General features: G+C 34.5%; 25 protein-coding genes and 2 pseudogenes. 9 read left to right on the top strand and 18 right to left on the bottom strand.

Going from position 1 to position 24272, the window contains the following annotated elements; all coding sequences use genetic code 11:
• Positions 1 to 47: 47 nt before the first annotated feature.
• Both AAG068_RS08645 and AAG068_RS08640 read right to left on the bottom strand, forming a co-directional pair.
• A complete protein-coding gene (locus AAG068_RS08645) occupies positions 48 to 932 on the bottom strand; it encodes a TIGR03943 family putative permease subunit (protein ID WP_342718938.1) in 885 nt (294 codons plus the stop codon).
• Between the two features lie 13 nt (positions 933 to 945).
• Positions 946 to 1923, bottom strand: coding sequence for a permease (locus AAG068_RS08640; protein ID WP_342718937.1), 978 nt, complete (start codon positions 1921 to 1923; stop codon positions 946 to 948).
• 185 nt (positions 1924 to 2108) lie between these two features.
• Here AAG068_RS08640 and AAG068_RS08635 point away from each other — a divergent pair, with 185 nt between their 5' ends.
• From AAG068_RS08635 to AAG068_RS08625, 3 genes are all read left to right on the top strand, one after another.
• Positions 2109 to 3296, top strand: a complete 1188-nt coding sequence (locus AAG068_RS08635) for a GTP-binding protein (RefSeq protein ID WP_342718936.1) — start codon at positions 2109 to 2111, stop codon at positions 3294 to 3296.
• A gap of 188 nt (positions 3297 to 3484) precedes the next feature.
• Positions 3485 to 4450 carry a DMT family transporter gene (locus AAG068_RS08630; RefSeq protein ID WP_342718935.1) on the top strand — a complete coding sequence of 322 codons (966 nt, stop codon included), beginning with the start codon at positions 3485 to 3487 and terminating at the stop codon, positions 4448 to 4450.
• A gap of 16 nt (positions 4451 to 4466) precedes the next feature.
• Positions 4467 to 5138: a GntR family transcriptional regulator gene (locus AAG068_RS08625; RefSeq protein ID WP_342718934.1), complete on the top strand. Its 672-nt coding sequence runs from the start codon at positions 4467 to 4469 to the stop codon at positions 5136 to 5138.
• A gap of 56 nt (positions 5139 to 5194) precedes the next feature.
• Here the strand turns inward: AAG068_RS08625 and fbpA are convergent, their stop codons facing one another.
• Together fbpA and AAG068_RS08615 are read right to left on the bottom strand one after the other, a co-directional pair.
• On the bottom strand, positions 5195 to 5365 hold the full coding sequence (gene fbpA / locus AAG068_RS08620; protein ID WP_000098301.1) for a Fur-regulated basic protein FbpA: 171 nt from the start codon (positions 5363 to 5365) through the stop codon (positions 5195 to 5197).
• Positions 5366 to 5559: 194 nt separating this feature from the next.
• The gene (locus AAG068_RS08615) at positions 5560 to 6459 is read right to left on the bottom strand and encodes a cation diffusion facilitator family transporter (RefSeq protein WP_342718933.1); all 900 of its coding nucleotides are present in this window, start codon (positions 6457 to 6459) and stop codon (positions 5560 to 5562) included.
• A 263-nt stretch (positions 6460 to 6722) separates the two neighbouring features.
• On the opposite strand from AAG068_RS08615, the gene AAG068_RS08610 reads away from it, so the two are divergent.
• Positions 6723 to 7796, top strand: coding sequence for a WD40/YVTN/BNR-like repeat-containing protein (locus AAG068_RS08610; protein ID WP_342718932.1), 1074 nt, complete (start codon positions 6723 to 6725; stop codon positions 7794 to 7796).
• Positions 7797 to 7836: 40 nt separating this feature from the next.
• On the opposite strand, the gene AAG068_RS08605 is transcribed toward AAG068_RS08610, so the two are convergent.
• Both AAG068_RS08605 and AAG068_RS08600 read right to left on the bottom strand, forming a co-directional pair.
• Positions 7837 to 8982, bottom strand: coding sequence for a DUF4179 domain-containing protein (locus AAG068_RS08605; RefSeq protein ID WP_342718931.1), 1146 nt, complete (start codon positions 8980 to 8982; stop codon positions 7837 to 7839).
• Complete coding sequence (locus AAG068_RS08600) at positions 8979 to 9545, bottom strand: sigma-70 family RNA polymerase sigma factor (RefSeq protein ID WP_342718930.1); 567 nt, start codon at positions 9543 to 9545, stop codon at positions 8979 to 8981. Before AAG068_RS08600 ends, AAG068_RS08605 begins: the two co-directional genes overlap by 4 nt.
• 418 nt (positions 9546 to 9963) lie before the next feature.
• On the opposite strand from AAG068_RS08600, the gene asnB reads away from it, so the two are divergent.
• Complete coding sequence (gene asnB / locus AAG068_RS08595; protein ID WP_342718929.1) at positions 9964 to 11787, top strand: asparagine synthase (glutamine-hydrolyzing); 1824 nt, start codon at positions 9964 to 9966, stop codon at positions 11785 to 11787.
• Between the two features lie 42 nt (positions 11788 to 11829).
• Here the strand turns inward: asnB and AAG068_RS08590 are convergent.
• Positions 11830 to 12653 (bottom strand): annotated as a pseudogene (locus tag AAG068_RS08590) (protein phosphatase 2C domain-containing protein).
• A gap of 124 nt (positions 12654 to 12777) precedes the next feature.
• On the opposite strand from AAG068_RS08590, the gene AAG068_RS08585 reads away from it, so the two are divergent.
• The 3 genes from AAG068_RS08585 to AAG068_RS08575 are packed head-to-tail and all read left to right on the top strand — an operon-like array spanning position 12778 to position 14398.
• On the top strand, positions 12778 to 13188 hold the full coding sequence (locus tag AAG068_RS08585; protein WP_342718928.1) for a MarR family winged helix-turn-helix transcriptional regulator: 411 nt from the start codon (positions 12778 to 12780) through the stop codon (positions 13186 to 13188).
• Positions 13172 to 13501: a DUF3147 family protein gene (locus tag AAG068_RS08580; protein WP_342718927.1), complete on the top strand. Its 330-nt coding sequence runs from the start codon at positions 13172 to 13174 to the stop codon at positions 13499 to 13501. Before AAG068_RS08585 ends, AAG068_RS08580 begins: the two co-directional genes overlap by 17 nt.
• A gap of 36 nt (positions 13502 to 13537) precedes the next feature.
• A complete protein-coding gene (locus AAG068_RS08575; protein ID WP_342718926.1) occupies positions 13538 to 14398 on the top strand; it encodes an alpha/beta fold hydrolase in 861 nt (286 codons plus the stop codon).
• Positions 14399 to 14416: 18 nt separating this feature from the next.
• On the opposite strand, the gene AAG068_RS08570 is transcribed toward AAG068_RS08575, so the two are convergent.
• The 6 genes and pseudogenes from AAG068_RS08570 to AAG068_RS08545 form a co-directional block, all read right to left on the bottom strand.
• A complete protein-coding gene (locus AAG068_RS08570; protein ID WP_342718925.1) occupies positions 14417 to 14788 on the bottom strand; it encodes a hypothetical protein in 372 nt (123 codons plus the stop codon).
• An 88-nt stretch (positions 14789 to 14876) separates the two neighbouring features.
• Positions 14877 to 15452: pseudogene (locus tag AAG068_RS08565) on the bottom strand (histidine phosphatase family protein).
• 121 nt (positions 15453 to 15573) lie between these two features.
• Positions 15574 to 16665 (bottom strand): serine hydrolase, encoded by a 1092-nt coding sequence (locus tag AAG068_RS08560; protein ID WP_342718924.1) that lies wholly within the window; start codon positions 16663 to 16665, stop codon positions 15574 to 15576.
• 100 nt (positions 16666 to 16765) lie between these two features.
• Positions 16766 to 17401 carry a cupin domain-containing protein gene (locus AAG068_RS08555; RefSeq protein WP_342718923.1) on the bottom strand — a complete coding sequence of 212 codons (636 nt, stop codon included), beginning with the start codon at positions 17399 to 17401 and terminating at the stop codon, positions 16766 to 16768.
• 161 nt (positions 17402 to 17562) lie between these two features.
• The gene (locus AAG068_RS08550; RefSeq protein WP_000108701.1) at positions 17563 to 17724 is read right to left on the bottom strand and encodes a hypothetical protein; all 162 of its coding nucleotides are present in this window, start codon (positions 17722 to 17724) and stop codon (positions 17563 to 17565) included.
• A 65-nt stretch (positions 17725 to 17789) separates the two neighbouring features.
• The gene (locus tag AAG068_RS08545) at positions 17790 to 17906 is read right to left on the bottom strand and encodes a hypothetical protein (RefSeq protein ID WP_002052063.1); all 117 of its coding nucleotides are present in this window, start codon (positions 17904 to 17906) and stop codon (positions 17790 to 17792) included.
• 41 nt (positions 17907 to 17947) lie between these two features.
• On the opposite strand from AAG068_RS08545, the gene AAG068_RS08540 reads away from it, so the two are divergent.
• On the top strand, positions 17948 to 18370 hold the full coding sequence (locus AAG068_RS08540) for a YfmQ family protein (protein ID WP_342718922.1): 423 nt from the start codon (positions 17948 to 17950) through the stop codon (positions 18368 to 18370).
• A gap of 49 nt (positions 18371 to 18419) precedes the next feature.
• On the opposite strand, the gene AAG068_RS08535 is transcribed toward AAG068_RS08540, so the two are convergent.
• The 5 genes from AAG068_RS08535 to AAG068_RS08515 are packed head-to-tail and all read right to left on the bottom strand — an operon-like array spanning position 18420 to position 24211.
• Positions 18420 to 19253 (bottom strand): hypothetical protein, encoded by an 834-nt coding sequence (locus AAG068_RS08535; RefSeq protein WP_342718921.1) that lies wholly within the window; start codon positions 19251 to 19253, stop codon positions 18420 to 18422.
• Positions 19254 to 19273: 20 nt separating this feature from the next.
• Positions 19274 to 20536, bottom strand: coding sequence for an MBL fold metallo-hydrolase (locus AAG068_RS08530; protein WP_342718920.1), 1263 nt, complete (start codon positions 20534 to 20536; stop codon positions 19274 to 19276).
• Positions 20533 to 22203 (bottom strand): ABC transporter permease, encoded by a 1671-nt coding sequence (locus tag AAG068_RS08525; RefSeq protein WP_342718919.1) that lies wholly within the window; start codon positions 22201 to 22203, stop codon positions 20533 to 20535. The genes AAG068_RS08530 and AAG068_RS08525 overlap by 4 nt, the downstream gene beginning before the upstream one ends.
• Positions 22204 to 22215: 12 nt before the next feature.
• Positions 22216 to 23241: an ABC transporter substrate-binding protein gene (locus AAG068_RS08520; protein ID WP_342718918.1), complete on the bottom strand. Its 1026-nt coding sequence runs from the start codon at positions 23239 to 23241 to the stop codon at positions 22216 to 22218.
• Positions 23219 to 24211, bottom strand: coding sequence for an ABC transporter ATP-binding protein (locus tag AAG068_RS08515; RefSeq protein ID WP_342718917.1), 993 nt, complete (start codon positions 24209 to 24211; stop codon positions 23219 to 23221). The genes AAG068_RS08520 and AAG068_RS08515 overlap by 23 nt, the downstream gene beginning before the upstream one ends.
• Between the last annotated feature and the right edge of the window lie 61 nt (positions 24212 to 24272).

Below are 24272 nucleotides of genomic sequence, written 5' to 3'. Positions count from 1 at the left end.
AATGATTATGATTCTATTTCATGAAAATATGAAGAATTTATTCTTTTTTATTGGGGTAAAGCATCATATACATATGGGTCTGTTGGCTTATTGATTTTCTCCACTTTGTTTACTTTTACGAGTGGAAATAGTGTTCCTTTATATGTCGTTTCGTCCAACAAACCTGTTATTTTCACCCATGTTTCCTGTGGGAGCTTTTTTACGTTTTCCCCTGCAACAATCATCCCCCAGACAGATGCATCCGCAATACAACAAGTTATGCCGTATCGCGCCACTACCGCTTTATCACCCGTCACATCCTTATCATTATAGATAAACCCTGAGAATGTAATTTCTTTCCCTTTAAACCCTTTTACATCTTGGCCAATTATACTCATTGTTTGAACATAATCCTTATCCTCTACTTGTATTTTTCGTTGTCCTAACATACTTTTTTCTAATTGCTCTTCCACTTGATCTGTCACTTTTAAATTCGAGGTTTCATCTTGATCAACTAATATTTCTTTCCAATTAGAATTTGCCTGTATTCCCTCTTTTTCGTTCTTTTCCATACTTCTTGCCTGTACACTTTGAGTCATACCCCTTTTTCCCGCTAAACTTCCGTCAATTGTTACACTTCCAAATAGAAAAGCACTAATAATCGGAACAACAAATAAAACATATACAAAGAAACTTTTCATCCCTGATTTTAATGCTGTATGATGCTTACAACAATTACAATCATCCTGTTTTTCTCTCCCATCTCTCCAAACTTGTAAAGAACCAAGAAGTAAAATCACTACAAAAGCTATATACGTAAATTTAATCATTTTTAGAGCGATAAAATTATAAATATTCCCTGTTACAAGTAGTTTAAATAAGAGCATTGCTAAACCAATTAAAATAATGCCACGAATATAGCGATGATAAGCTTTCTGTTCCTGTTCCTCCACTTTCTCCCACCTCCTATAACGTTGTAATTTGCACGATTGTGTACACCGATAAAATAATAATTCCAATCAAAAAGAATACAAATCTCTTTTGAAAATAAGCAAATAGCATCAATGTATTTTTCATATCAAGCATAGGTCCAAACACAAGAAATGCGAGAAGTGCTTTTACAGAGAAAACATGTCCAAAAGATGCCGCTATAAATGCATCAGCTGCTGAGCAAATGGATAAAACATAACCAAATCCCATCATAATAATTGGGGAAATCACTTCATTATGGGCCATTACATCAAGTACATTTCGATCAAAAAACGTTTGAAATACACTCGCAAAAAAAGCACCAATCAATAAATATTTACCCGTATCAAAAAACTCATCTACAGTGTGATTCACAACATTCCCCCAGCCCTTTTTTTCTTTTTTCTGAGCCAGATCCTCTATATCTTTTAAAATATTTTTCCCGCGATAGAAATAATACACAATTAGCCCTACTAATAGCGCCACACAAATTGTTATCCCAAAGCGTGCATATACAACTACATCATTTTTTTGAAATGCATATACAGTAGATAAGAGAACAATCGGATTCATAATAGGTGCACTCAATAAAATTACAATTCCTACATGAAGAGGGAGTCCTTTTTGAATAAGTCTTCTTACGATTGGAATAATGACACATTCACACATTGGAAAAATCATTCCGACAAATAGCGCTGGAATTATTGCAACAATCTGTGATTTCGGCATTACTTTATGAATCATATCTTCCGTCACAAACACTTGAATGAGAGAAGAAACAATTACCCCTAATAAAATAAAAGGTATTGCTTCGAATATAATACTTAAAAACACGGTATTCACATTCAACCATTCTTTTGGCATACTTTTATGCAAATTTGCTAGACTTGTAAAATCTACAAAAAATAATAAAAATAGAAAAATAGCAATAAGGGCTATTCCTATTAATTCTTTTGAAACTCTATTAAAGACCAACATTATCCCCCCACTTTATTTATATTAAATCGTATACTTGTCCAAATGCCCTACACTACTGCAGCACAAATTTTATAGTCTATTCCTATTCTTAAATCGTAATCATTATGATTTATTATTGATTTTTTCTTTTTTATCACTTAATATAAAACGTAATCATTACGATTTGAAGGAGAGATTATTTTATGAAAAAAGTACCTATCACTGTATTAAGTGGTTTTCTAGGAGCTGGAAAAACCACTCTACTACATCATATTTTGGCTAACAAGAGCAACTTAAAAGTCGCTGTTATCGTTAATGATATGAGTGAAATAAATATTGATGCGTCGCTTATAAAAAAAGGTGGGTTTTCACGTACGGAAGAGAAATTAGTAGAAATTCAAAATGGTTGTATCTGCTGTACACTACGAGAAGATTTAATGATAGAAGTGAATCGGCTTGTTGAAAACGGTGATATTGACTATATAGTTATTGAATCTTCAGGTATAAGTGAGCCGATTCCAGTTGCCCAAACATTTACTTATACTGACGAAGTACTTAATATCGATTTAACGAAAAATTGTCACCTCGATACGATGGTTACAGTTGTAGATGCAAATACATTTTGGGATGATTTTGCAGATGGTGAAAGTTTATTAGACCGTAAACAGGCTATCGATGAAAATGATACTCGAGAAGTTATTGATTTACTAATAGACCAAATTGAATTTGCGAATGTCATTCTTCTTAATAAAATTGATTTAATAGAAAAAGAAGATAGGATAGAACTTCATCATTTACTACAAAAATTAAATCCCGGTGCAAAAATTATTGAAGCTTCATTTAGCAACGTACCATTGCAAGAAATTTTAAATACAAATTTATTCAATTATGAGGAAGCGAGTCAATCGGCGGGCTGGATGCAAGAACTAAATAGTGAACATCATACACCCGAAACTGAAGAATATGGTATCAATTCCTTTGTGTACCGTCGTAAATCCCCTTTCCATCCTGAACGCCTTATGAATTGGCTAAAAAAATGGCCTGTAGATGTTGTACGAGCGAAAGGCTTTTTCTGGCTCGCATCTCGTAATAATATGATAGGGCTTCTCTCTCAAGCAGGTTCCTCTATTACAATTCAAGGCGCTGGTGAATGGATAGCGGCATTACCTGAAACTGAAAGAAATCAAATTATTACAGAAGAACCCGAAGTATTGAAAAACTGGGACGAGCGATATGGAGATCGAATAACTGAGCTCGTATTTATCGGTATTGATATGAATCGTTCTGTGATTGAACAATCATTAGATGATTGTCTATTAACAGAAAAGGAAATGGAACAAAACTGGAATACATTTGTTGACCCTATTCCGGCTTTTACTTACACTTCATAATCTAAAATAAAAAAGGCTTCCGTCAACAGAAGCCTTTTTTATTTTATCGTTCTCTTAATTAACAAACTTTCTTTAATTTGAATAACAACTTCACATCTAGTACGAAATTTCAGTTTATTTTTTATACACTCCGTGATATATTGCATAATATATCCAATATATATTTTGAAAGGAGGACTAAATACCTTATGGATCCAAATCGTTTAAAAGGAATCATTATGGTTGTAATTGGTGCTTGTTTATGGGGATTATCCGGAACAGCTGCACAACAACTTTTTCAATATGAACATGTTTCTACTGAATGGTTAGTTACAATCCGATTGCTTATATCAGGCGTTATCTTACTCATTATTTCATCATTCGGAACGAGAAAAAAAGAAATATTCGGCATATGGAAACAAAGATCTGATGCTACTAAAATGATATTGTTTGGCCTATTCGGTATGCTTGCTGTACAATACACGTACTTCGCTTCTATTAAAGAAGGAAATGCTGCCGTCGCAACATTATTGCAATATTTAGCTCCTATATTTATTACTGTATACTTACTTTTCAAATGGAACGTTCGTCCATCAAAAATTGATTTCATTTCAATTGCTCTTTCATTAGTAGGCACTTTTCTCTTACTGACAAACGGGTCTGTACATAACTTAGCTGTTTCTACACCAGCTATCGTTTGGGGGATTTTATCTGGATTATCTCTTGCTTTTTATAGTTTATATTCAAAGGGATTACTAGATAGATGGTCTTCCTCAGTTATCGTTGGATGGGGCATGATTATTGGTGGTATTGGTGTAACGATTGTACACTTTATTTCTACGAAAGAATTTATTTTATTGTCAACTATGAAATATGTAAAACTAAGCACTCTACCGCTTATCACATTTGTCGTCATTTTTGGGACACTTATTGCATTTTATTTATACTTAGACAGCATACGATACCTGACTCCGAAAGAAACGACATTATTCGGATGTACTGAACCACTCGCAGCTATTATTTCTTCTGTTCTTATATTGCACGTACCATTTCAATCTTTTCAGTTATTAGGGGCTTTTTGTGTCATTGTAATGGTACTCATCTTAAGTCAAAAACCGGATGAAGGGAAACCAAAATTAAAGTTTGTTCATGAGAAAAAGGAAAATATACAATGAAAGGATGGAATTCACAATGCCTATCCCTCAAAATTATAAAAAACAAGGAAGAGTTTCGGCAAAATCACTCGTTTTAAATCAACTACAAGATTGGATTATTGAAGGTATACTGCAGCCTGACGAAAAAATTAATGATGGGGAATTGGCTGAAGCACTAGGAGTAAGCAGAACACCTGTAAGAGAAGCATTACAAATATTAGAACTTTCTGGATTGGTGGAAATGGTACCTGGGCAAAAAACAAAAATTGCTCCTATTAAGTTAGACGACATTCCGATCATTTATGAAACGATGGCTGGTCTTCACTCTATTATAGGAAAGCAAGCACTTCAAAATATTACAGACACTGATTTGGAACTACTTTCTGAAATAAATGATGATTTTCAGCGCTTTATAGAGAAGAAAAACGCAAAACAAGCGTTACAACTAGATATACAATTTCACAATACAATTTCTTCTATTGCTAAAAACCAATATATTGAACCGTTTCTAGAAAATATGCAACTTCACGTTTTACGTCTTGAATATTTATTTTTCCAAAACTTTGTTCCAGCAAGTCAATCTATTGAAGAACATCACTCCATCATTCAAGCACTGCAAAAGCAGGACGAAAAACAAATGGAACTAATGATGTCTCAAAACTGGCTCCGTCCAATGAAAGAAATATCAAAAATAATTTCTATGAAATAATAATAGAGCTGGTTACACAAAATCGTAACCAGCTCACCTTTTACTAATCTATATAGCTATGCCTGAATATCTGCATAATCTTCCATATCTTCGTACTCTTTTTCCAATTCCTCTAAAGACAGCTCGTATAATTGTCGGTCGCGAATCTTAAACACACCTGCTCCAATTAACTCATCGATTAAATGCCTCTTACGATTTTCAACAGCAAAACGGAGTTGACTACTCATCTTTAAAAAAAACTCCTTTCTACGATCATTGAAAATGATAATCTTTATCAATTACCACTTTTGATTATAAAAGATGACTCTTTATAAGTAAAGTAATTTCATGAAATATTTACCTTACAAAGTATTTGTGGCCACATTATATATATGTATGCCGCGCGAAAAATGTTATGACACTTTTTCTTATCCTTTTTCTTTCATACTTTGCAAGTTGTCTTACTATGATTAAATTCACCATCTATCTCTACTTGAATGGTGACATGTTCTACATGAAACTTCTTCTTTAATACATCCGTAGCCTCTTTTAATACACTTTGCGTTTCATTACCTTTAATAATCAAATGGCAAGTTAATACTTGAAAATCAGATGTGACAGACCATATGTGCAAATCATGAACTTCTTTTACAACCGTAATATTTAATAATGCACTTTTTACCTCTTCAACATTTATATGCTGCGGTGCACCTTCCATTAATATATGGACCGTATCACGTGTTACACGCCATCCACTAATAATGACTAAAATAGACACTAGAATACTAGCAATCGCATCTGCAGCAGTCCAACCGAAAAATTTAATACATAGCGCTGCAATAATTGCTCCGACTGATCCTAATAGATCACCTAATATGTGTAAGAAAGCACTTCTTAAATTCAAATTACCTTTCACATCTCCGCCTCTCATTAATATCCAAGCTGATAAAATATTAATAAGCAGACCAAGTACAGCAATAATAAGCATCCCATTACTAGTAATCTCAACTGGTTCTGTAAAACGGCGAATTGCTTCAATAAAAATGTATACTGAAATGACTATAAGAACGACACCGTTGCATAATGCTGCTAACATTTCAAATCGCTTATACCCGTATGTTTTCGCAGCTGTTGCTGTTTTTTCTCCAACCTTAAACGCAAGTAAACTTAAAGCTAAAGATACCGCATCACTTAACATATGCCCCGCGTCAGATAGTAGTGCTAAACTATTTGTTACAAATCCGCCAATTACTTCCGCAATCATAAAACTTGTCGTTAATACGAAAGCGATTAGTAACACCTTTTTATTGTTAGAATGACCGTGATCATGTGAATGTCCCATACGAATACTCCTTTAAATACAATATCTGTATGTTAGTATGAAACAAACTCCCCATCTTTATCCCGCATTAACGCCCGATTGGTGAAAGCTTATAATCAGTAGGGATGCCACACACTGATTAAAATTTCACTTTATCCCACTTCCTCTGTATACACACTTCGCTATTTTTCAAACAAGTCCTTTTTCTCAAATAAAAACAAGACTACTTCTTTTTTATTTTCATATTGTTTACTAAGGAAAGAATTTTTAAGGAGGGGACGAAATTGAAAAGATTATTTCTCTGTATGGAGCGTGAACTTGTTGTTGTAAAAGAACGATATGGTAACTATGAAGCATCCTATCACTTACAAAATATGCAACCTACCTGTATCGCTGTTGATCCGTTTCAACAAAACCGTGTATATTGCGGTACATTTGGACGAGGCTTATGGTTAAGCGACGATGGTGGAGATTCGTGGAAACCAATTGGAGACTCATATCGTTACTTTGATTTCCCTAAAGAAGATGGTATTTTACATTCTTCGATCACTTCTATTACGATAAGCCCTAATGAACAAGTTAACGGATATGGCGTCGTTTATGTAGGAACAGAACCCAGTGCTTTATTCCGTTCAGAAAATGGTGGTGAAACGTGGACTGAACTTAAAAATATGAAATCATTATTATCTTCTTATACGTGGGCTTTCCCGCCTAGACCGTTTACCCATCACGTACGCTGGATTACAGTTGATCCAAATAATCCAAATACAATCCATGTTTCAATTGAAGCTGGTGCTGTTATTCAAAGTAATGATAGAGGGCATACATGGATGGATAAAAAATTCGGTGCTCCTATCGATGCTCATCAATTGCTTATGCACCCAGAAGCTCCAAATCGCCTTTATGCATCATGTGGTGACGGATTTATGGGCGGACCTGATCGCGCATACCTTGAAAGTTATAACAGTGGAAACAGCTGGATCTCATGCAGCGAAGGACTTGAACATCATTATTTATACAGCATGGCTATCGATCCAGCTGATTGCGATACAATTCTCGTTTCTGCCGCACCAAATGCCGATCTCGCTCATCACCGTATTCCTTATGAATCTTATATTTATCGTAAAACGAAAGATACTCCGTTCCAGCAAGTACAGCAAGGTCTACCATCAGCAATCGGTACAGTCATTTCAATGTTTGCGACAAATCCAGCAGAACCACATACGTTTTACACTTTAAATAACAATGGCGTGTTTCAATCCAATGATAGCGGCGAATCATGGGAACAACTAAATATTCCTTGGAAAGATGAATATAAAACGCAACATCCTCATGCGTTACTCGTGACTAGTTCTTAAGGAGAAAAAGACTGCCTAATCGTTTTAGGCAGTCTTTCTTTTATTTCTTTAAATCAATTACGATGTCATCTAAAACAATACCCTTATTGCCTCCCAGTTTTCGAGACACGAAACTCTCCTTTACGTGTCCTCCAACTATTGTTACCGAGCCATAATTTTCAAGAGTGTGAATTCTTAAATTAACATGAGGCGTTATTATTAGTTTGGTTGCATTCTCATTGAGTTGTTGGAATGTTTTACTCCAATTAAAATTATAAGAATCCTCACCTGAGCCTCCATTTCCTTCCCCAGAATACTGATTACCTAAATCATCACTCACTTCTAAATCGATATCCACCCCATCCCATACACCCCTTATTTCTTGAGATACTTCTTGGTTATAGTATAAAATAAAAGACATTGGTGTTATTTCCATTCTCTCCATATTTACTTTTACACCATCTTTTTCTGTACTACCTCTAATCAATTGCTCTTTATTTTCTATTCCTCTTAGATTAATATTAAAATTCCAATCTCCCTTTATCGTTTCCTCTGTTTCTAAAATGTCTATACTTTTTATACTCCATTCAATGTTCACTGTAGTTTCTTTACTACTAACTAGATCGCTACTTGTTTTTATTAAACCTGTATATTTTCTATCAGCGACTTTAGTAATTTCATTGCTTCCTGATTGGACACCTGCTCCTTTAATAGTTAAAAAATCCAATGTACTTGGATTTCCGCCTAAATCTCTGTTACTTTCTATAGAATAGTTTATTGATACTGTCTTCCCATCGAAAATTGCATCATTTATCGTTATCTTAATTCCATTGCTTTCTTTTGTCATATTTAGTACTGTGGCGTATTGTTGATAATTATAATGAAGCTCCGTTTTCTTCTCTGCGTCCGCTTTATAATTTTCATATAACCCTGTTCTACCATTATCTAAAAATCGGAATATATCACCTACAATTGGCAATCCCCCTGCATATGTAGGAAATCCAATACCAAGCGTTGCAACTGATAACCCTACTAAAATAGATGCAGCAGCGACACCTTTTTTCCAACTTTTCATCTTTTTCTTCATACGTATCGATTGTTTTACATTGCGCTTCACTTTTTCTTTTTCAATTTCAGAAGCTTCAATTTCCTCAAGTTCTTTTTCATCTATATCAATATCATTTAATAGTTCGTAAATGTCTTTCATATGGCACTACCTCCAAAACTAATATTCGTAGCATTTTGTTGTAGTTTCTTTTTCCCACGGTACACACGATTATCGATCGCTGCCCGAGTTAATCCTAACTTGTCTCCTATTTCTTCTGTCTTCATACCGAGAAGATATTTCATAATAAACACCTTTTGATCTAACGGTTCTAATTGATTAATAAGATTCAATAACTCTTCCCTATCTTCCATAACGATTAATTCGTCTTCTACTGATTTTTCTGTACTAATATGAAACTCATCTGAAATAATTTCTACTTTTCTAGTCGCTTTCCGGTAATAATCAATCGCTTTAAATTTCGCAATCGCCGCTATCCATTTTTTAAAGTCACTTGGCTCTCCATGAAATTTATTTGCGTTATTCCAAATGGATAGGAAAATATCATTTACACATTCCTCTATAAGTCCATCATTTTGAACTGGAAGAAGAACTTTGTGCGTTATTCCTTTTATGAGTGGTAAATATGTATCAACAACAAATTCTAGCGCATCTTCTTTTTGCCGCTGTAATCTTTTTATATAATTTTTCTCATTTGATTTCATGTAGCGATTCCCCTTATTTTTTTGTAAAAGCTTTTACACCCTATATAACGTCTAAAAAAATATTTTCTCTCATCTTTTTATTATTTTTTGTATGTAATGGAATAATTCCCCTTAGCCATTGTCTCACATAACTATGCGTTTAAAGAAAATTTTCTCAAGTCTACAATTTGATTCATGTAGTACACTATTTATATAGTCATTCTTTAACTTGGTGTACATTTTACCCCGCATTAACGGGCAGTAAATCCCACCTCAAAATTGTGCGAATACGAAGATGTTAGTTGGGAGATAACTGCCCGTAAAAGCCCGATTGGTTCAACTAATAATCAGTGGGGGCTGGACCCCCCCCACTGATTAAAGTTTCACTTTATTTCATTAATCTACTTTTCAACATTTTAAATTAGGAGATGAGATGTGTATGTGTGGAATTACAGGTTGGGTAGATTGGAAGAAAGATCTTTCAAATGAACATGTTATTTTGGAAAAGATGGCAAATCGTATTCAGCATCGTGGTCCAGATGCTGAAGGATTCTGGTTTTCACCTCGTGCGGCCTTTGCACACCGACGTTTAATTGTTATTGATCCAGAAGGCGGGACGCAGCCGAAGACATTTCGTGCTGGTGATTATACGTATGCTCTTACTTATAATGGAGAAATTTATAATTTCCGTGAGCTTAGAGAACAACTTAGGAAATGTGGTCATGCATTTGAAACGCATTCAGATACAGAAGTGTTACTACATGCTTATTTAGAGTGGAAAGAAGATTGCGTACAACATTTGAATGGAATTTTCGCTTTTGCCTTATGGGATGATCAGAAGCAACAATTATTTTTAGCGCGTGATCATTTAGGCGTAAAGCCACTCTTTTACACAGAAAGAAATGACAGCATTATTTTCGGATCTGAAATAAAAGCATTATTAGCGCATCCATCTGTCCCTGCTGAAATTGATGCGGATGGCATAAATGAAATATTTGGATTAGGCTTATTTCGAACTCCAGGGTGTGGCGTCTTTAAACATATTCAAGAAGTGCGTGCTGGACATTGTATAACGTTTACACGTGATAAAAAAGTAGTTACGAAGTATTGGAATTTAGAAAGTAAAGCTCATACAGACTCTACTGAAGATACATCATCACATATTTTATCTATTTTACAAGATACAGTAAAAAGACAATTAATTGCCGATGTTCCTCTCGTCTGTATGTTATCAGGCGGATTAGATTCTAGCGGTATTACTGCACTAGCGGGGAAAGAATTTGCTGCTGAAAATAAAACACTTCATACGTATTCCGTTGATTTTGTAAATAGCGCAAAAGATTTCGAGCTAACATTTGCTCGCACTGGTTTAGACGCTCCTTGGGTAAAACGCGTTTCTGAACATGTAGGGACATCTCATCATGATATTATTGTGAATGCTGAAGAATTAGCAAATCACTTATTCGTTCCCCTCCGTGCAAAAGATTTACCGAGTGCTGGTGAAATGGAAACTTCACTATATTTACTATTTTGCGAAATGAAAAAAGATGCAACTGTAGCGTTATCTGGAGAATCTGCTGATGAAGTATTCGGTGGATATCCTTGGTTTCATCAAGAAGAATTACTGTATGTAGATAAGTTTCCGTGGCTAACAAATTGGAAAAATACTTCTCCTCTTCTATTAAATGAAGTAAGTAACCAATGTAACTTAGAAAACTATATTGATACACGATTCCAAGAAGCGGTTCTTGAAGTCCCTACTCTTGAAGGCGAAAGTAAAAAATCCGCGAAACAACGTCAAATGTTTTATTTATTTTTAACGAGATTTCTTCCGTTCTTACTTGACCGTAAAGACCGTATGAGTATGGCTGTAGGATTTGAAGTTCGCGTACCGTTTTGCGATTATCGATTAGTTGAATATTTATGGAACGTTCCTTTCAACATAAAAAGCATTGATAATATTGAAAAAGGCATTTTACGTAGAGCACTGAAATCTGCTTTACCTGATGATGTACGGAATAGAAGAAAAAGTGCTTATCCAACTTCACAAGATCCACATTATTTACAAACAATCCGTCATTTATCACTCGACATGTGCAGTAATAAAAACAATCCTATTTTCTCACTTATTAATCATTCCACACTACTTGCCATTGCCGATCAAAGTAATAAAGACATTAACAATTTTGAAGCAAGAAGTGCTATGGAATATATGCTTCAAGTAAATGAATGGTTAAAAACGTATCACATCCATATCGCTTAACAAAAAGGAGTTCAAGGATAAAAACCTTGAACTCCTTTTATATTAATTAGCGCATCGTTTATTTTCAGTATCAATAGACCATCCAATAATTGTGGCACAATCTCTTCCTTTCCACTGCAGTACATTTGTTAATACTGGCTCAATCTGCAAGCTATTTCCGTCGTGCAATATTTCTACTAAAGATTGATCATCATCAAACCTTCGTTTATCACACTCTAAAATACCGTCCGTTGCCATTACGATGTGATTCATTCCTTTTTCTAACCCTCTTACACCTGACGTAAAACAAGGGGTATTTGCTGCAAAAATATTTTTCCTACCAATATATTCGTAATTCTTCCGTTTATTTAATCGTCCTTTCCCATTCTTCGTTTTGTCAGAATGGAATAAATATGCGAAGCAATCACCAACTGATAACCAATATAAAAATTCACCTTTTCGTAAACAAATTAAACATGCAAGTTCCTCATCATCTTGATCACATTTTTCAATAAACAGCTCATCTGTAAATAACGCTAATAAGTACATATGTGTATGATGAAAAGCTAAATGTATCGGGTAGGAAAATAACTCTTTTAGTTTCTCTTTTCTTTCTGAAATTGCTTCTATTATATAATCTATATTTTTTGTTTTGTGGTGTGTATCAAAAATCATAACAAATTCAAATTGCAATTCAGGATCCCACCAAGCACTGCATCTCCTCGTTCATATGCATCACTCTCTTGATTTCCCCCATATACGCCGACTGAAAGAGGACCACATTTTTCAACATGTATTTCATCTACATACATCTGTTCATGACTCATCCATTTGAATGTATTCACAGCTATCATCCTCTCTCTTGCTAAATGTATACCTTTACACATAGATTACCTTATATTTCAATAAAAATAAACTTTTTCAACATTTTTTATCCAAATAAAAGGATTTTATTTCTATACTAACGAATATATCTTATTATACGATATAAAAACAGGAGGATTTATCATTATGAAAGACATCAATCAGCATTGGGAGAGCATTTATTATCACTTACGATATGAATATGAAGACAACCTTTCTCACCAAGCCATTCGTATTTTACAACTCGCTTCTCGTGAGAAAGAAATAACAATTGGAAAAGTCGCTACTGAGCTTACTCTCTCTCATAACACAGCATCTGAACACGTAAAGCGTCTTATTCAAAAAGGATTTATCATGAAAGAAAGAAACAAACAAGATGAAAGAGTTGTGAACCTTACTTTAACGAAAGAAGGCATTGAAGTATTAGAAAAGCATACTTTACTAGATAAAGAAAAGATAAAAATATTAGAATCACAGTTATCGAAAGAAGAACAACAATTAATCGAAAAAGCTTTTTCGTTATTAGCGAAGGAGGCAAAGTATGCATTTCCTCGTTAAAGTAATCGTTTCGGCACTTATTATCGGCGTTATTACTGAAGTCGCTAAACATTATAGTACGATAGGTGGGGTTATTGCTGCCCTTCCACTCGTTAGTTTACTAAGCCTATTTTGGATTTCTTTCGAAGGTGGGGACAAACAAGAATTAAGTCAATTTGCTATAGGTGTATTATATGGATTTCCTGCATCCGCACTACTATTATTTATCGTCTATATCGGTCTAAAAAACTCATTTTCACTTAGTACATCTGTCCTGTTCGGGATAGGGGTTTGGTGTATTGTTTTTGCTTGTCAAAAATTATTTCAAGCTTAGTTAGGAGGGGTTATTATTTATAAACTTGTAGAGGTATTGGGGCAAACGATAGAAGTATATATAACAGGAAGTAGTAAACAAACGGTAGTCATTCAAACCGGAATGAGTTGCTCATTTTATGATTGGCTCCCTATTATAGAAAAACTTTCACAACATTTTACAGTCGTTTCATACCATCGCCCAGGCTATGGAAAAAGTGAACTAGGGAATCATTCACGTACTACATTACAAGCAACAAAAGAACTTCATACGTTATTAGAAAAACTAGATATTCACGAACCAATCATTCTAATCGGTCATTCCTACGGAGGCTTATGTGCACAACATTTTGCGATGCTACATGAAGATAAGCTGCAATCACTTATTTTAGTTGATTCTACTTCTATGAACTTACACCGACTAGATGAACTTCATCTACCAATTTCTGATCAAACGGATTCAGATGATATGTGGCTTAAAAAATATAATACATACTCCAAAATGGATGTAGATATGCTTTATAATGAACTAAAGCCTATGCTCGTTGACCAATCAAGACAGTACATTGAATTTTCTACCTCTCCTCTATTATATAAAGCGACAGCTTCTGAACTATGTGAGTGGAAAAATTGTGCTCGCTCAATAAAAGAGCTATATAAAACATTAGAAACACCTTTAATCGTTATCGGTAGAGATCCTCATTATTCTATTACTCAGTTGACTGAGGGCGGCATGCCAAAAGAGGAAGCGACACAACTTGAATCAATGTGGCAAGAACTGATTCATGAACAATTACAACTCTCAATAAACAGCCAATATATACTTGCCGAACATGCTGGTCACGGAATCGAAAATGATCAACCAGATATTATTATTGAGGCTGTTCAATCTGTGCGAATAAAAAAAGGAAGCAACTAAAGCTGCTTCCTTACTTATCTATTCATAATCTTCTTCATCATCGATTTCTTCGTAATACGCATTCCCATTACTTACATAAATAGGACCGTTCGCAACATCAATACGTAATACCCATGCCCATGGCACAGCTAAACGCTTATGTATTGATCGCCAAAAGCTCATTGATTTTCTTTCGTACTCCTGGAACTCCTGAAGTAACTCTTTGTAGGAGGAACCGTCTAACTGAATATTTGCTTCTAGCAAACGAGAATGGGCATAGTACTGCAGCTCTAGTTCAGCAGCAATTTCCATTTCTTCTTCCGTTGCCATACCAATAATTGCTCCATCTGCTGGTGCAATTTCATATACGTTGTGAACTTCAATAAGCCCTTCTTTCTCTTTCTCAAACATGTAAACAGCCTCCTTTAACATATATTTTTATGTTACAAAGTCATACTTCTACAATAACTTCTCTCTTTCCTCTTTTTTTGATAAACTTTTACAAATTATTTATCTCATAATCTGCAGACAGTATTCTTTCAGCAAAACTGAAACAATTATTATCAAAAGTTAATTTCTACACGTCAGGCATATGAAGAGTTTTCCAAAACTGAAAATCATATTTCGAATCAAAATAATTCATTAGTAATACCATAATATTTCCATGCGTACCTATTACAATATTCTTACCTTTATATTTTCTTAATATACTTTGTATACATATTACGGCGCGTCTTTGTGCTATATCATTTGATTCTCCGCCTTCGTATGCATAATTCCAATCTCCCCACACTTTCTCCATAGCATCATCAAAATCCTGTACCGGCTCTGTACTTAATAATCTTTCACGTAAATCTTCTTCTATTTGTATCGATATATTATATGTATTCGCAATTCCTTGTACAGTTTGAATTGCTCTTTTGTACGGGCTAGAGATTACAACATCTATATGTTTATCTTTTAATAAGCGTGTTACATTCTTTGCATCACAATGCCCTTTTTCAGATAAAGGCCGTTCCCGTTGTTCTTTTGTATATGTAGAGTGGGCATGGCGAACGAAATATATTGTCGTCATTTTTCAACTTCCTTTCTTATTTTCAATCTATATTCAATGAAACAAATAAGAAATCCTGTATTATAAAAAGAAAAGGACACTTTTAAAAAAGCGCCCTTGTTTACATAATAAAATTATTTCATTATAATTTCCTTTTAAACTCTTCATCTGTTATAGCCTCTTGAAGAAAATAATCTATATTATTTCTCAGCTTTTGGTATGCAACTTGATCTTCTATACCGTTAAACATAATGACAGCTTCTACCTTATTACCTTTTTTATCTGTAGTATACAAACTTTTTGTCAATACGAATGCAGTAGAACCGCCTTTTTGACCAGCATATTCTAACTTACTATTATTAACTGTTCCTTTGAAAACATTCTCGATTTCTTCTTGCATTGGTTTTGGAAAATAATTTCTACTATTTATTTTTTCCATTATACTCATATAATCTTTAGCGTTTGCACCTACTAATCGATCTGACCAAATTCGCTGAAATTCCATATCTACTTTTAAGGGGATTTCACGTTTTTTCCATTCTTCTTCATTTTTCATCCATTCATGTATTTGTAACACATGTTTATTATACTCATCCTTTGACATGTTACGTATCATTTCTAACGATTGATTTTCTGGCTCATGAAGCTCTTTCTCTACATACCCTCTCATATATAATGAAGCAGTATACGAAGAGAACTTGTCATGACTAGTAAGCTCTAACTCTTTTATACTTTCATTTACTCTTTCTATTCCAAGCTTATCTAACAAATATGTTGTATTTGCATTAGAACTATAATGAATCATCCCTTTAGCGACTTCTTCTAAAGCGATCTGTCCATTTTTCACTAATTCTCTCGCTTTAGCATCTTCTAACCATTTAGGATGCGCTCCACCATCAGTGTTTTTAACGTAATATTTTTCTAACTCCTGCAATGAAATTTGTTCATCTCGACTTATTTTTCCTTCTGACACTTGCTTAGCAAATTCAACTGCTATTACGATTTTGGCCGTACTCGCTAATGGCAATTTCACATCTTCATTTATAGATGTTACTATTTCCCCATTTTTTCTAATTAGTAATGAACACGTTTCATCATCTTTATGTTCTTTTATGTACTGTAATACGTAATCAGGATCTTCTTTTGACAAATAGTGCTTCATAATAACAAAGAAAGCTATAGCGGCTACTATAATAACTCCTGCAACAATTCCTATAATCTTTAATATGTTCACAATATGCCCCCTCTAATACATTCCCTTCTATATTATAATTATAACTAATATAATTACAAAATTATACAAAACAGAATAACCCTTCCTAAAAAAGAAAGAGTTACTCTATTTCACATGATGTTATTTGTCCATTTAACGTAACGATTATATTTGAGTCGTCACTTTCTTTACTATCTTTTAGTCGATTGGAGTTAGGAGGACCAATTACAACTGACTCCTTAATTGGCGAAAGGTCCTTCTCTAATTTTTCTGCACTTACACCGTATGCAGCTTGAAATACTTCTGGCGGTGTTAATCTAAGTATGTCTGATCCTTCTGCTGTTTCAAACTGATCGTTATTGAAGAACAAATGTAATTGTACTTCTTCTGTTACTGCTGTGATCCAATGCCACCATCCCATTGGAATAAAGACAGTTTGCCCCGCTTTCACATGATAATTTTGCAATTGATTCGTTTCGGGATTTAAGATAGATGTAATTGCTTCTCCTGATACAACAACATCCAATTCCCACGCATTCGGATGCCAATGCGGTTCTCGCATATGCCCTTTTGTCATAAACAAATCAACAAACGCTCCTCCTATCATCGCTGGTAACTGCGTTGACGTAACTTCATATGCAACGTTTTTCTCATCCCTTTTAAAAAAGATATTTTTTCTTGAATCAAAGAAAAGATTTGGAGTTCCTGAACTTTTCTTTAAATTTTTATTATCTGGAACATAACCTGAACTACTCATTTTATCCCTCTTTTCCACTCCGAACATTTCGACTTTCACACTGTATCGTATGGAAAAAATGTATGAATGTGCCTAAGCATTAATATAACAAAAAAACATGCCTTCATAAGGAGAGCATGTTTTGTGATATTTTTCACATTATTTAGCTAAAAATAAACTTTTTACTTACCATGATGTAACATTAAATCACTAAGTTCTTCTTCAATATGATTTAATTTCGCAACGCCTTCTTTCCATTTATGAATATAACGTGAAACCCCAACGAAAAATAAAACAATAATTGTGGAAAGAATAATACCATACACGATTGCTACAGTACTCATAGTTACACTTCCTTGTAATTAGTAATGTGGTTATTAGTTATATTTTTATTATAAACCTTTTTCTTTTAAAATACTTCGATTTCAACTTTTTGTAACAAAATTGATTTTTCTAATATTTCGTTCATAAAAATAGCATATTTTTCACAAATTATACAAAACTTCACCTTATGTACTATTACCATATGAGTTATATTATTTAATAGGAAAAAGGGGATGATATAGTATGACGACTTGGTTTATTGTAATGTTAGTTGTATTTGGAGCATTTAAAATTATCGTTTCTAGCCTTCCTAACACTGTTATTGAATCCATTATTAGTAAGTACGAAACACATCCACAGCTTGAAGAAGCAAATGCGACTGTTACAATCAATGGAAATAACGTAGAAGGCGAACAGAAATCCAAAATTATTCATGATTTTAACAAAGGTTTATTTTTAGATCGCTATTATGCACCGCCACACAATGAGGGTACTCCTTTAATTATCAATGCAAAACGCGGCAAAAAAGATTTTACATTTTATATTTATAGTCATGAAGAGCATGTTGATGTTGTAAAGCAATATAAAAAGAAGGTAGTTGCTTATAGTTTACGTTCTAAAAACCTTCAAAATAATGATATGCTCGTGTCAGCTGATTTAGCGTAATACTCATATATAAAAAGGAATCCATAGCATATGGATTCCTTTTTACTATTTACTGAAAAATAAGTTCTGTCTTCAAACTATCTTTCGGTAACAGCCATCCTTTTTGTTCTATACTATTCATTAATACTTCTCTTTGTTCTTTCGCAATACTTTCCTCATTTGTTTTAAACGACACTTCTATTACGAAATCATCTTCGATTTTCCCTGTATTACTTAGTGGCCAAACTTCAATATTCGTTTTACTATTTTCAAACTCCCCTGTATACCTTTTCATTAATACAGGACCGTAAATACGGGAATCCCTTAACATCTCTTCTCCCCAATTCGTATACAGCCATTTGTTCATTTTCCCTGGTAACTTTTCTAATAACATGTTTTGAGCAGCTTGTTCGTCTGGTAGATCAAGTACTCCATATCCTTTCGCACTGTAACTTTTCTTATTTGAAATACTTAACGTTTTCTTCTCAAATCCCCAGTCTATTTCTGCCTCATAATTATCAGTTTTACTGTCAAATCCATCTTTTTTAGCTACTTCTAGTGCATCTTGAATTGCACCGTTTTGAATCGGGTATCTTTTTTTATATGTTAGCTCAAAATCTTTACTAAATTCTTTCTTTCGAATTCTGGCAAACCAGCCTTCATTACTTAAATTTTTATTTGCCGTATCTAAAAACTGTACTTGTATTCTTTCATAATTTGTACCAGCCTGGAAATGCTCTAGTACATCTTGCTTCATCTCTTTGTTAGAACCTAATACTTGTTCTGGTTTTAATAATAACTTCACTTCAAAACTAGGTGTCATTGGACTAGCAGCAAACCCTTCCTTATCGTTATAAAGGAAACAACAAAAGAAAATGCTCACGAATACAAATACTTTTTTCATATACCGATCCCCTTTACATTTCAAATAACTTCTATACGTTCCATAGTAAGTGAATATACATTTTCATACCCTGCCGTGCTAAGCTTTTTCTGTAATCGATCCGTATCCTCTTTCAAAGCGTGTACTAACACCGTATGTTCCGGTAATAATGCATTTAACATCTCTTTCACATCTCTTATACTTTGGTGAACTTTATATGGAACTCGCTTCACCCTACATTCTTTACCTATACGTTCTTTCAAAACTTTTTCTGCAAAACTCCCTTTAGCAACATGCCCAGTAAAGATAATAGAATTTCTTTCTTCATGCCTAATTTGTTCATAATATAACTGAGCCCGTTTCGTTTGCATATTCGCATCACTCATTACAACTATTCCATAACTATGTTGCGTACCGCCGTCATCATCCATAACTATTATGTTTCTTTTTAAACTCTCCATTAGCTCTTCAAGTTCTTCATTATTTTTGATCCAATCTTTATATACGAACATCTCATCAAATCCATCTAAAATTTCTTGATCTACTATAATGGGAAATTCTTTATATTTTTCATGTAAATACAATACGATATCTTGCGCCCTACCAAGGGGTGGCAATGGTAGTAACGCTATCCCTTTATTCCTCGCAGCTCGTTCAATTTCTGTACATAGTTCGTTTACTCGTTCATATTGCGAAACATCATCAGTATGATAAGCAGCATCTACAATTGCAACTTTTATATCGCCGCGCAATTTCTCAGGTAAATTCGCTCGTAGTATGTTAGACTCTGCTGAATAATCGCCAGAATAAAATACATATGCATGACTCATATCCACTAAAAACCAAACAGCTCCTAATACATGCCCACTATACCCCCATTGAAACCGCAATGTAGGAGTAATCTGTATCCATTCATTCGGATTACTAATCTCATCAACATATATATAATTTAAATCTTTTACATTTTGGTCATTATAAGGTAAATGCCATCCTTGCGCCAAATTGTAGTTTCTCCATTTTTCATAATAAGCAGGAAGTTGCTCCTTCGTATAACGAGTCGTCCAAATTTTTTTCTTATATCCATACTTCGCTAATAAAGGTAAACCCATCGTATGATCTTCATGAATATGTGATAAAAATACTGCATCTAAAAATGGTACAACTTCCCTCTCTATTTTTGGATAACTATCCTCATATGATCGATTAATACCACAATCAAATATTATTTTCGTCTCTTTATTTTTTACGAAGTAGCAGGAACGACCATATTCTCCCGCTCCTCCCCATACTTCTACCCTCATCATGCTACCCCTTTTCGTTTTTGCTCTATATGTTGCAGAAGTAATAAACATATTGTTGTAAGTCCAACCGAAACGACAGCCATCGCCATTCCAATAGATACTTCTCCTTGTTCAAATTGAGCAAAAATAAATGTTGCTGACGTTTCTACTGATGGAGGTAGTACGAGAAGTGATGCTACTAACTCTCTTATCGAGATTGTAAATGTCATCGCCCATCCAGCAAGAATACCCGGAATAATAAGAGGTAATATGATTTTCCTAAAAATATAAATATAATTTCCAGAAAACATACTTCCTGCCTGCACGAGAGAATCATCAATTTGTACGAACGACGCTTTTACATACTGCACTGTATAAGGTAAAAAAAGAACGACGTACGTTACGATAACCATGACTGGCGTATTGTAAATTGACAGGGGCATATAGGGTGAATTCCAAAACAAAATAAGCCCTACAACCATCACGATTCCTGGTACCATATTCGGTAACATACCGCACATATCAAGCCATTTTTCAGAGGACTTTTTCCCCTTTCGAATCATAAGCGCCAAAAAGACTCCAATTATAGCGGCAATTACCGCTGTTATAAGTGAAAAGAGAAAACTGTTCCATAAAGCTTCTAATCCTGGAGATCCAATTGTAAATAATGCTTCATAATGGCTCGTTGTAAAGTTATTTACATGTAAGCCGCCGCCTCTTAATTTCGATAAAGAAGCAATCAATATAGAAAAATACGGGATTCCAATTGATACGATTAATAAACCAATTACATAAAACCATGCTACAACGCGCACAAATATAGACAAAGTATACCTTTTAGATTTCACACCTTTTCCACTAACCATTGCATATGAATACTTTTGATTCAATACATTTTGCATATACCAAATGAGCATACATGCACTAAGTAATAAAGAAGATAATGCTGTTGCACTACTAAAATCAATTAGCCAACTCGAAATAAACTTATGAATTTCTGAAGTTAACACGTGGAACCCGATTCTTCGTCCAAATGTAGCCGGCGTTCCAAATTCAGCAATCGTCTTTACGAAAATGAGTAAAGCACCCATTACATAACTTGATACTAATAACGGCAATATGATTTTTCTTAAACGATAGAAAAAGCTTCCGCCATGAACTGCTGCCGCTTCTTCTTTACTACTCCCAATTTGAAGTAACGTGTTTTTCAACATAAAGTATAGAAATGGGAATAAATGCAGACTCATAATTAAAACCATACCTCCTAAACTAAAAAACGAAGATGAAATCGTCTTTAGCATCGGAAAAAACTGTTCGAAATAGCCGTTTGGTTGCATGAACAAAATCCAGCCCATCGATCCAATATACGGCGGAGTCATAAATGGAATCATAAAAACAATATCTAACTTACTATGCTTTCCAACACCTGTTTTGCTCATAATGAAAGCCAGTGGAAATGCAAAGATGGTTGCTCCTATTACTACGAGTACACCTAAAAGCATCGAGTTTAGAAAAATTCCAGCTAATCCACCACTCTGCATCACTTCAAACGGCTTTAAAAAATTCCAACTACTATTTTCATATACACTAGAAAGTAAAATGAGAAAAAGCGGAATGACGATTAACATCGCCACAAGTAACAAAGCTACCGTCATTCCAACTTGCCTTACTGATACGAATCGATTTACCATGTAATCACCATCTTATTGAAATACTTTCTTAAATTGTTTTCCTATTTCATCTTGTTCTTTCTCAACTGTTTTCCAATCAATATTTAATACTGGTATCTCTTCCACATTTGGTCTATTCTCAGCTTTTATATCTGTTCTACCAGGCAATAAATATGCTTTAGAAATTTGTTTTTGTACATCATCTGATAATAAATAATCTATAAACTCTTTTGCACCTTCTACATTTTTACTATCTTTCATAATACCTGCTGCACGTGGGCTAATAACTGTTCCGCTTTTTGGATAAACAATATCAACCGGTTCACCCTTTGCTTTTGCACTGTACGTCATATAATCAACACCCGCAATGACCATATCTTTTGCTCCTGTTACAACTGGATCTAATGCTTCTTGGTTTGCCCCTGCTACTGTAACTTCATTTTTCTTAAACTGTTCAAATAAATTCCATCCATCTTTTCCATTCTTTTTCACATATCCTGTTACAAAATCTAAAGCTGAACCTGAAAGTGCTGGATCTGGAAGATTCACTTTCCCTTTCCATTCTCCTTTCGTTATATCGCTCCAATCTTCAGGCACTGTCTTCACATTTTTTGTGTTATATACAATTCCTAACGCTGAAGCACTATATCCAAAATAATGTCCTTTATCATCCGACCATTCAGAACGAAGCTTATCAGCTTGTTTCGCTTCTTTGTAAGCTAACGTTTGTCCATCCTTTTTTAATCCTTCCATCGCTGGTAAAGATGCAAGTACGACTACGTCTACGACTGGATTTTTCTTTTCAGCTTCCATTCGCGCTAAAATTTTTCCAGTTGTCCCTTGAAACATTTCTACTTTTATACCCGTTTTCTTTTCAAAGTCCTTTTGAATTTTTTCTGCTAATCCTTTTGGCCCTGCACTATATACGACAATTTTCTTTTCATTAGTCGTTTTACTTTTTGCATCTGCATTACCTGTCTTTGAGCTACACCCTGTTACGACTGCAGAAAATAATAAAGTACATACAAATAAAGACTTAAGCGAACTGAATTTCTTCATACGATTCTCCCCCTATATGATGAATACATTTTTTCGGTACATATAACGATACTGGTTTCCCGATGCTTAGCTTACTATTGTGATAAGCTGTCCATACACCGCGTGTCCCCATGTCTACTTTCACTTCATAACGTTCTCCTACATATGTAACGTGCTGAATTTCACCTGTATACATTTCGCACACTTCATTTTTCGTCCAGCTTACATGCTCTGGGCGAACCATTTGTTTCCCCTCTACAAGCCAATTTGCCTTACCAACAAATTTTGCAACAAATTCATGAGATGGCTTCACATAAATATCTTCTGGTGCTCCTTTTTGTAATACTTCTCCTTGTTTCATGACAATGATTTGGTCTGACATTGACATCGCTTCTGTTTGATCGTGGGTTACATACAATGCCGTTAAACCAATGGAATGAACGATATCCATAAGCTCTAATCGCATTTCTTCTCGCAAAATTGCATCGAGTGCACTGAGCGGTTCATCAAACAAAATAAAATGCGGTTGTGTTACAATCGCTCTAGCAAATGCGACACGTTGCTGCTGTCCGCCAGAGAGTTCATGCGGATAACGTTTCTCCATCCCTTGTAAGCGAACTCGCTTTATTGCCTCTTCTACTTTTTCCCGTAATTGATTCGTTTGCTTTGTAGCCCTTAAACCAAATGCAACATTTTCAAATACAGTCATGTGTGGCCATAAAGCAAAATCTTGAAATACCATACCTATATTACGTTCATGAGGAGATGTTTTTATTTTTTTAGTAGAAGAATACATGCACGTATCTCCGAAATATATTTCACCTTTATCTGGTTCTTCCAGTCCTGCAATCATTCTAAGCAAAGTCGTTTTCCCACATCCCGAAGGTCCTAAAAGTGTGGTAAATTCCCCTTGTTTCATAACAATTTGTAATGGCTTTAACGCCTGCATTTTCCCAAAATTCTTTTCTAATCCACTAATTTTAATGTCCATCGTTTCACCTCTCTCCCCTCACTCTTAACCTGCTTTCATTCTATATGGAAGATTTATACTG

The sequence above is a fragment of the Bacillus paramycoides genome (genome assembly GCF_038971285.1).
Taxonomy (GTDB): domain Bacteria; phylum Bacillota; class Bacilli; order Bacillales; family Bacillaceae_G; genus Bacillus_A.
The sequence above is the reverse complement of the archived record's forward strand: the minus strand, read 5'-3'. Positions and strand labels throughout refer to the sequence as shown.

Excerpts from the sequence above, each read along its gene's own strand:
- AAG068_RS08630 (WP_342718935.1), top strand. The coding sequence starts at position 3,485 with ATGGATCCAAATCGTTTAAAAGGAATCATTATGGTTGTAATTGGTGCT.
- fbpA (WP_000098301.1), bottom strand. The coding sequence starts at position 5,365 with ATGAGTAGTCAACTCCGTTTTGCTGTTGAAAATCGTAAGAGGCATTTA.
- AAG068_RS08625 (WP_342718934.1), top strand. The coding sequence starts at position 4,467 with ATGCCTATCCCTCAAAATTATAAAAAACAAGGAAGAGTTTCGGCAAAA.
- asnB (WP_342718929.1), top strand. The coding sequence starts at position 9,964 with ATGTGTGGAATTACAGGTTGGGTAGATTGGAAGAAAGATCTTTCAAAT.
- AAG068_RS08600 (WP_342718930.1), bottom strand. The coding sequence starts at position 9,545 with ATGAAATCAAATGAGAAAAATTATATAAAAAGATTACAGCGGCAAAAA.
- AAG068_RS08550 (WP_000108701.1), bottom strand. The coding sequence starts at position 17,724 with ATGAGTACTGTAGCAATCGTGTATGGTATTATTCTTTCCACAATTATT.
- AAG068_RS08525 (WP_342718919.1), bottom strand. The coding sequence starts at position 22,203 with ATGGTAAATCGATTCGTATCAGTAAGGCAAGTTGGAATGACGGTAGCT.
- AAG068_RS08635 (WP_342718936.1), top strand. The coding sequence starts at position 2,109 with ATGAAAAAAGTACCTATCACTGTATTAAGTGGTTTTCTAGGAGCTGGA.
- AAG068_RS08570 (WP_342718925.1), bottom strand. The coding sequence starts at position 14,788 with ATGTTTGAGAAAGAGAAAGAAGGGCTTATTGAAGTTCACAACGTATAT.
- AAG068_RS08515 (WP_342718917.1), bottom strand. The coding sequence starts at position 24,211 with ATGGACATTAAAATTAGTGGATTAGAAAAGAATTTTGGGAAAATGCAG.
- AAG068_RS08605 (WP_342718931.1), bottom strand. The coding sequence starts at position 8,982 with ATGAAAGACATTTACGAACTATTAAATGATATTGATATAGATGAAAAA.
- AAG068_RS08585 (WP_342718928.1), top strand. The coding sequence starts at position 12,778 with ATGAAAGACATCAATCAGCATTGGGAGAGCATTTATTATCACTTACGA.
- AAG068_RS08540 (WP_342718922.1), top strand. The coding sequence starts at position 17,948 with ATGACGACTTGGTTTATTGTAATGTTAGTTGTATTTGGAGCATTTAAA.
- AAG068_RS08530 (WP_342718920.1), bottom strand. The coding sequence starts at position 20,536 with ATGATGAGGGTAGAAGTATGGGGAGGAGCGGGAGAATATGGTCGTTCC.
- AAG068_RS08580 (WP_342718927.1), top strand. The coding sequence starts at position 13,172 with ATGCATTTCCTCGTTAAAGTAATCGTTTCGGCACTTATTATCGGCGTT.
- AAG068_RS08520 (WP_342718918.1), bottom strand. The coding sequence starts at position 23,241 with ATGAAGAAATTCAGTTCGCTTAAGTCTTTATTTGTATGTACTTTATTA.
- AAG068_RS08555 (WP_342718923.1), bottom strand. The coding sequence starts at position 17,401 with ATGAGTAGTTCAGGTTATGTTCCAGATAATAAAAATTTAAAGAAAAGT.
- AAG068_RS08535 (WP_342718921.1), bottom strand. The coding sequence starts at position 19,253 with ATGAAAAAAGTATTTGTATTCGTGAGCATTTTCTTTTGTTGTTTCCTT.
- AAG068_RS08615 (WP_342718933.1), bottom strand. The coding sequence starts at position 6,459 with ATGGGACATTCACATGATCACGGTCATTCTAACAATAAAAAGGTGTTA.
- AAG068_RS08545 (WP_002052063.1), bottom strand. The coding sequence starts at position 17,906 with ATGGTAATAGTACATAAGGTGAAGTTTTGTATAATTTGTGAAAAATAT.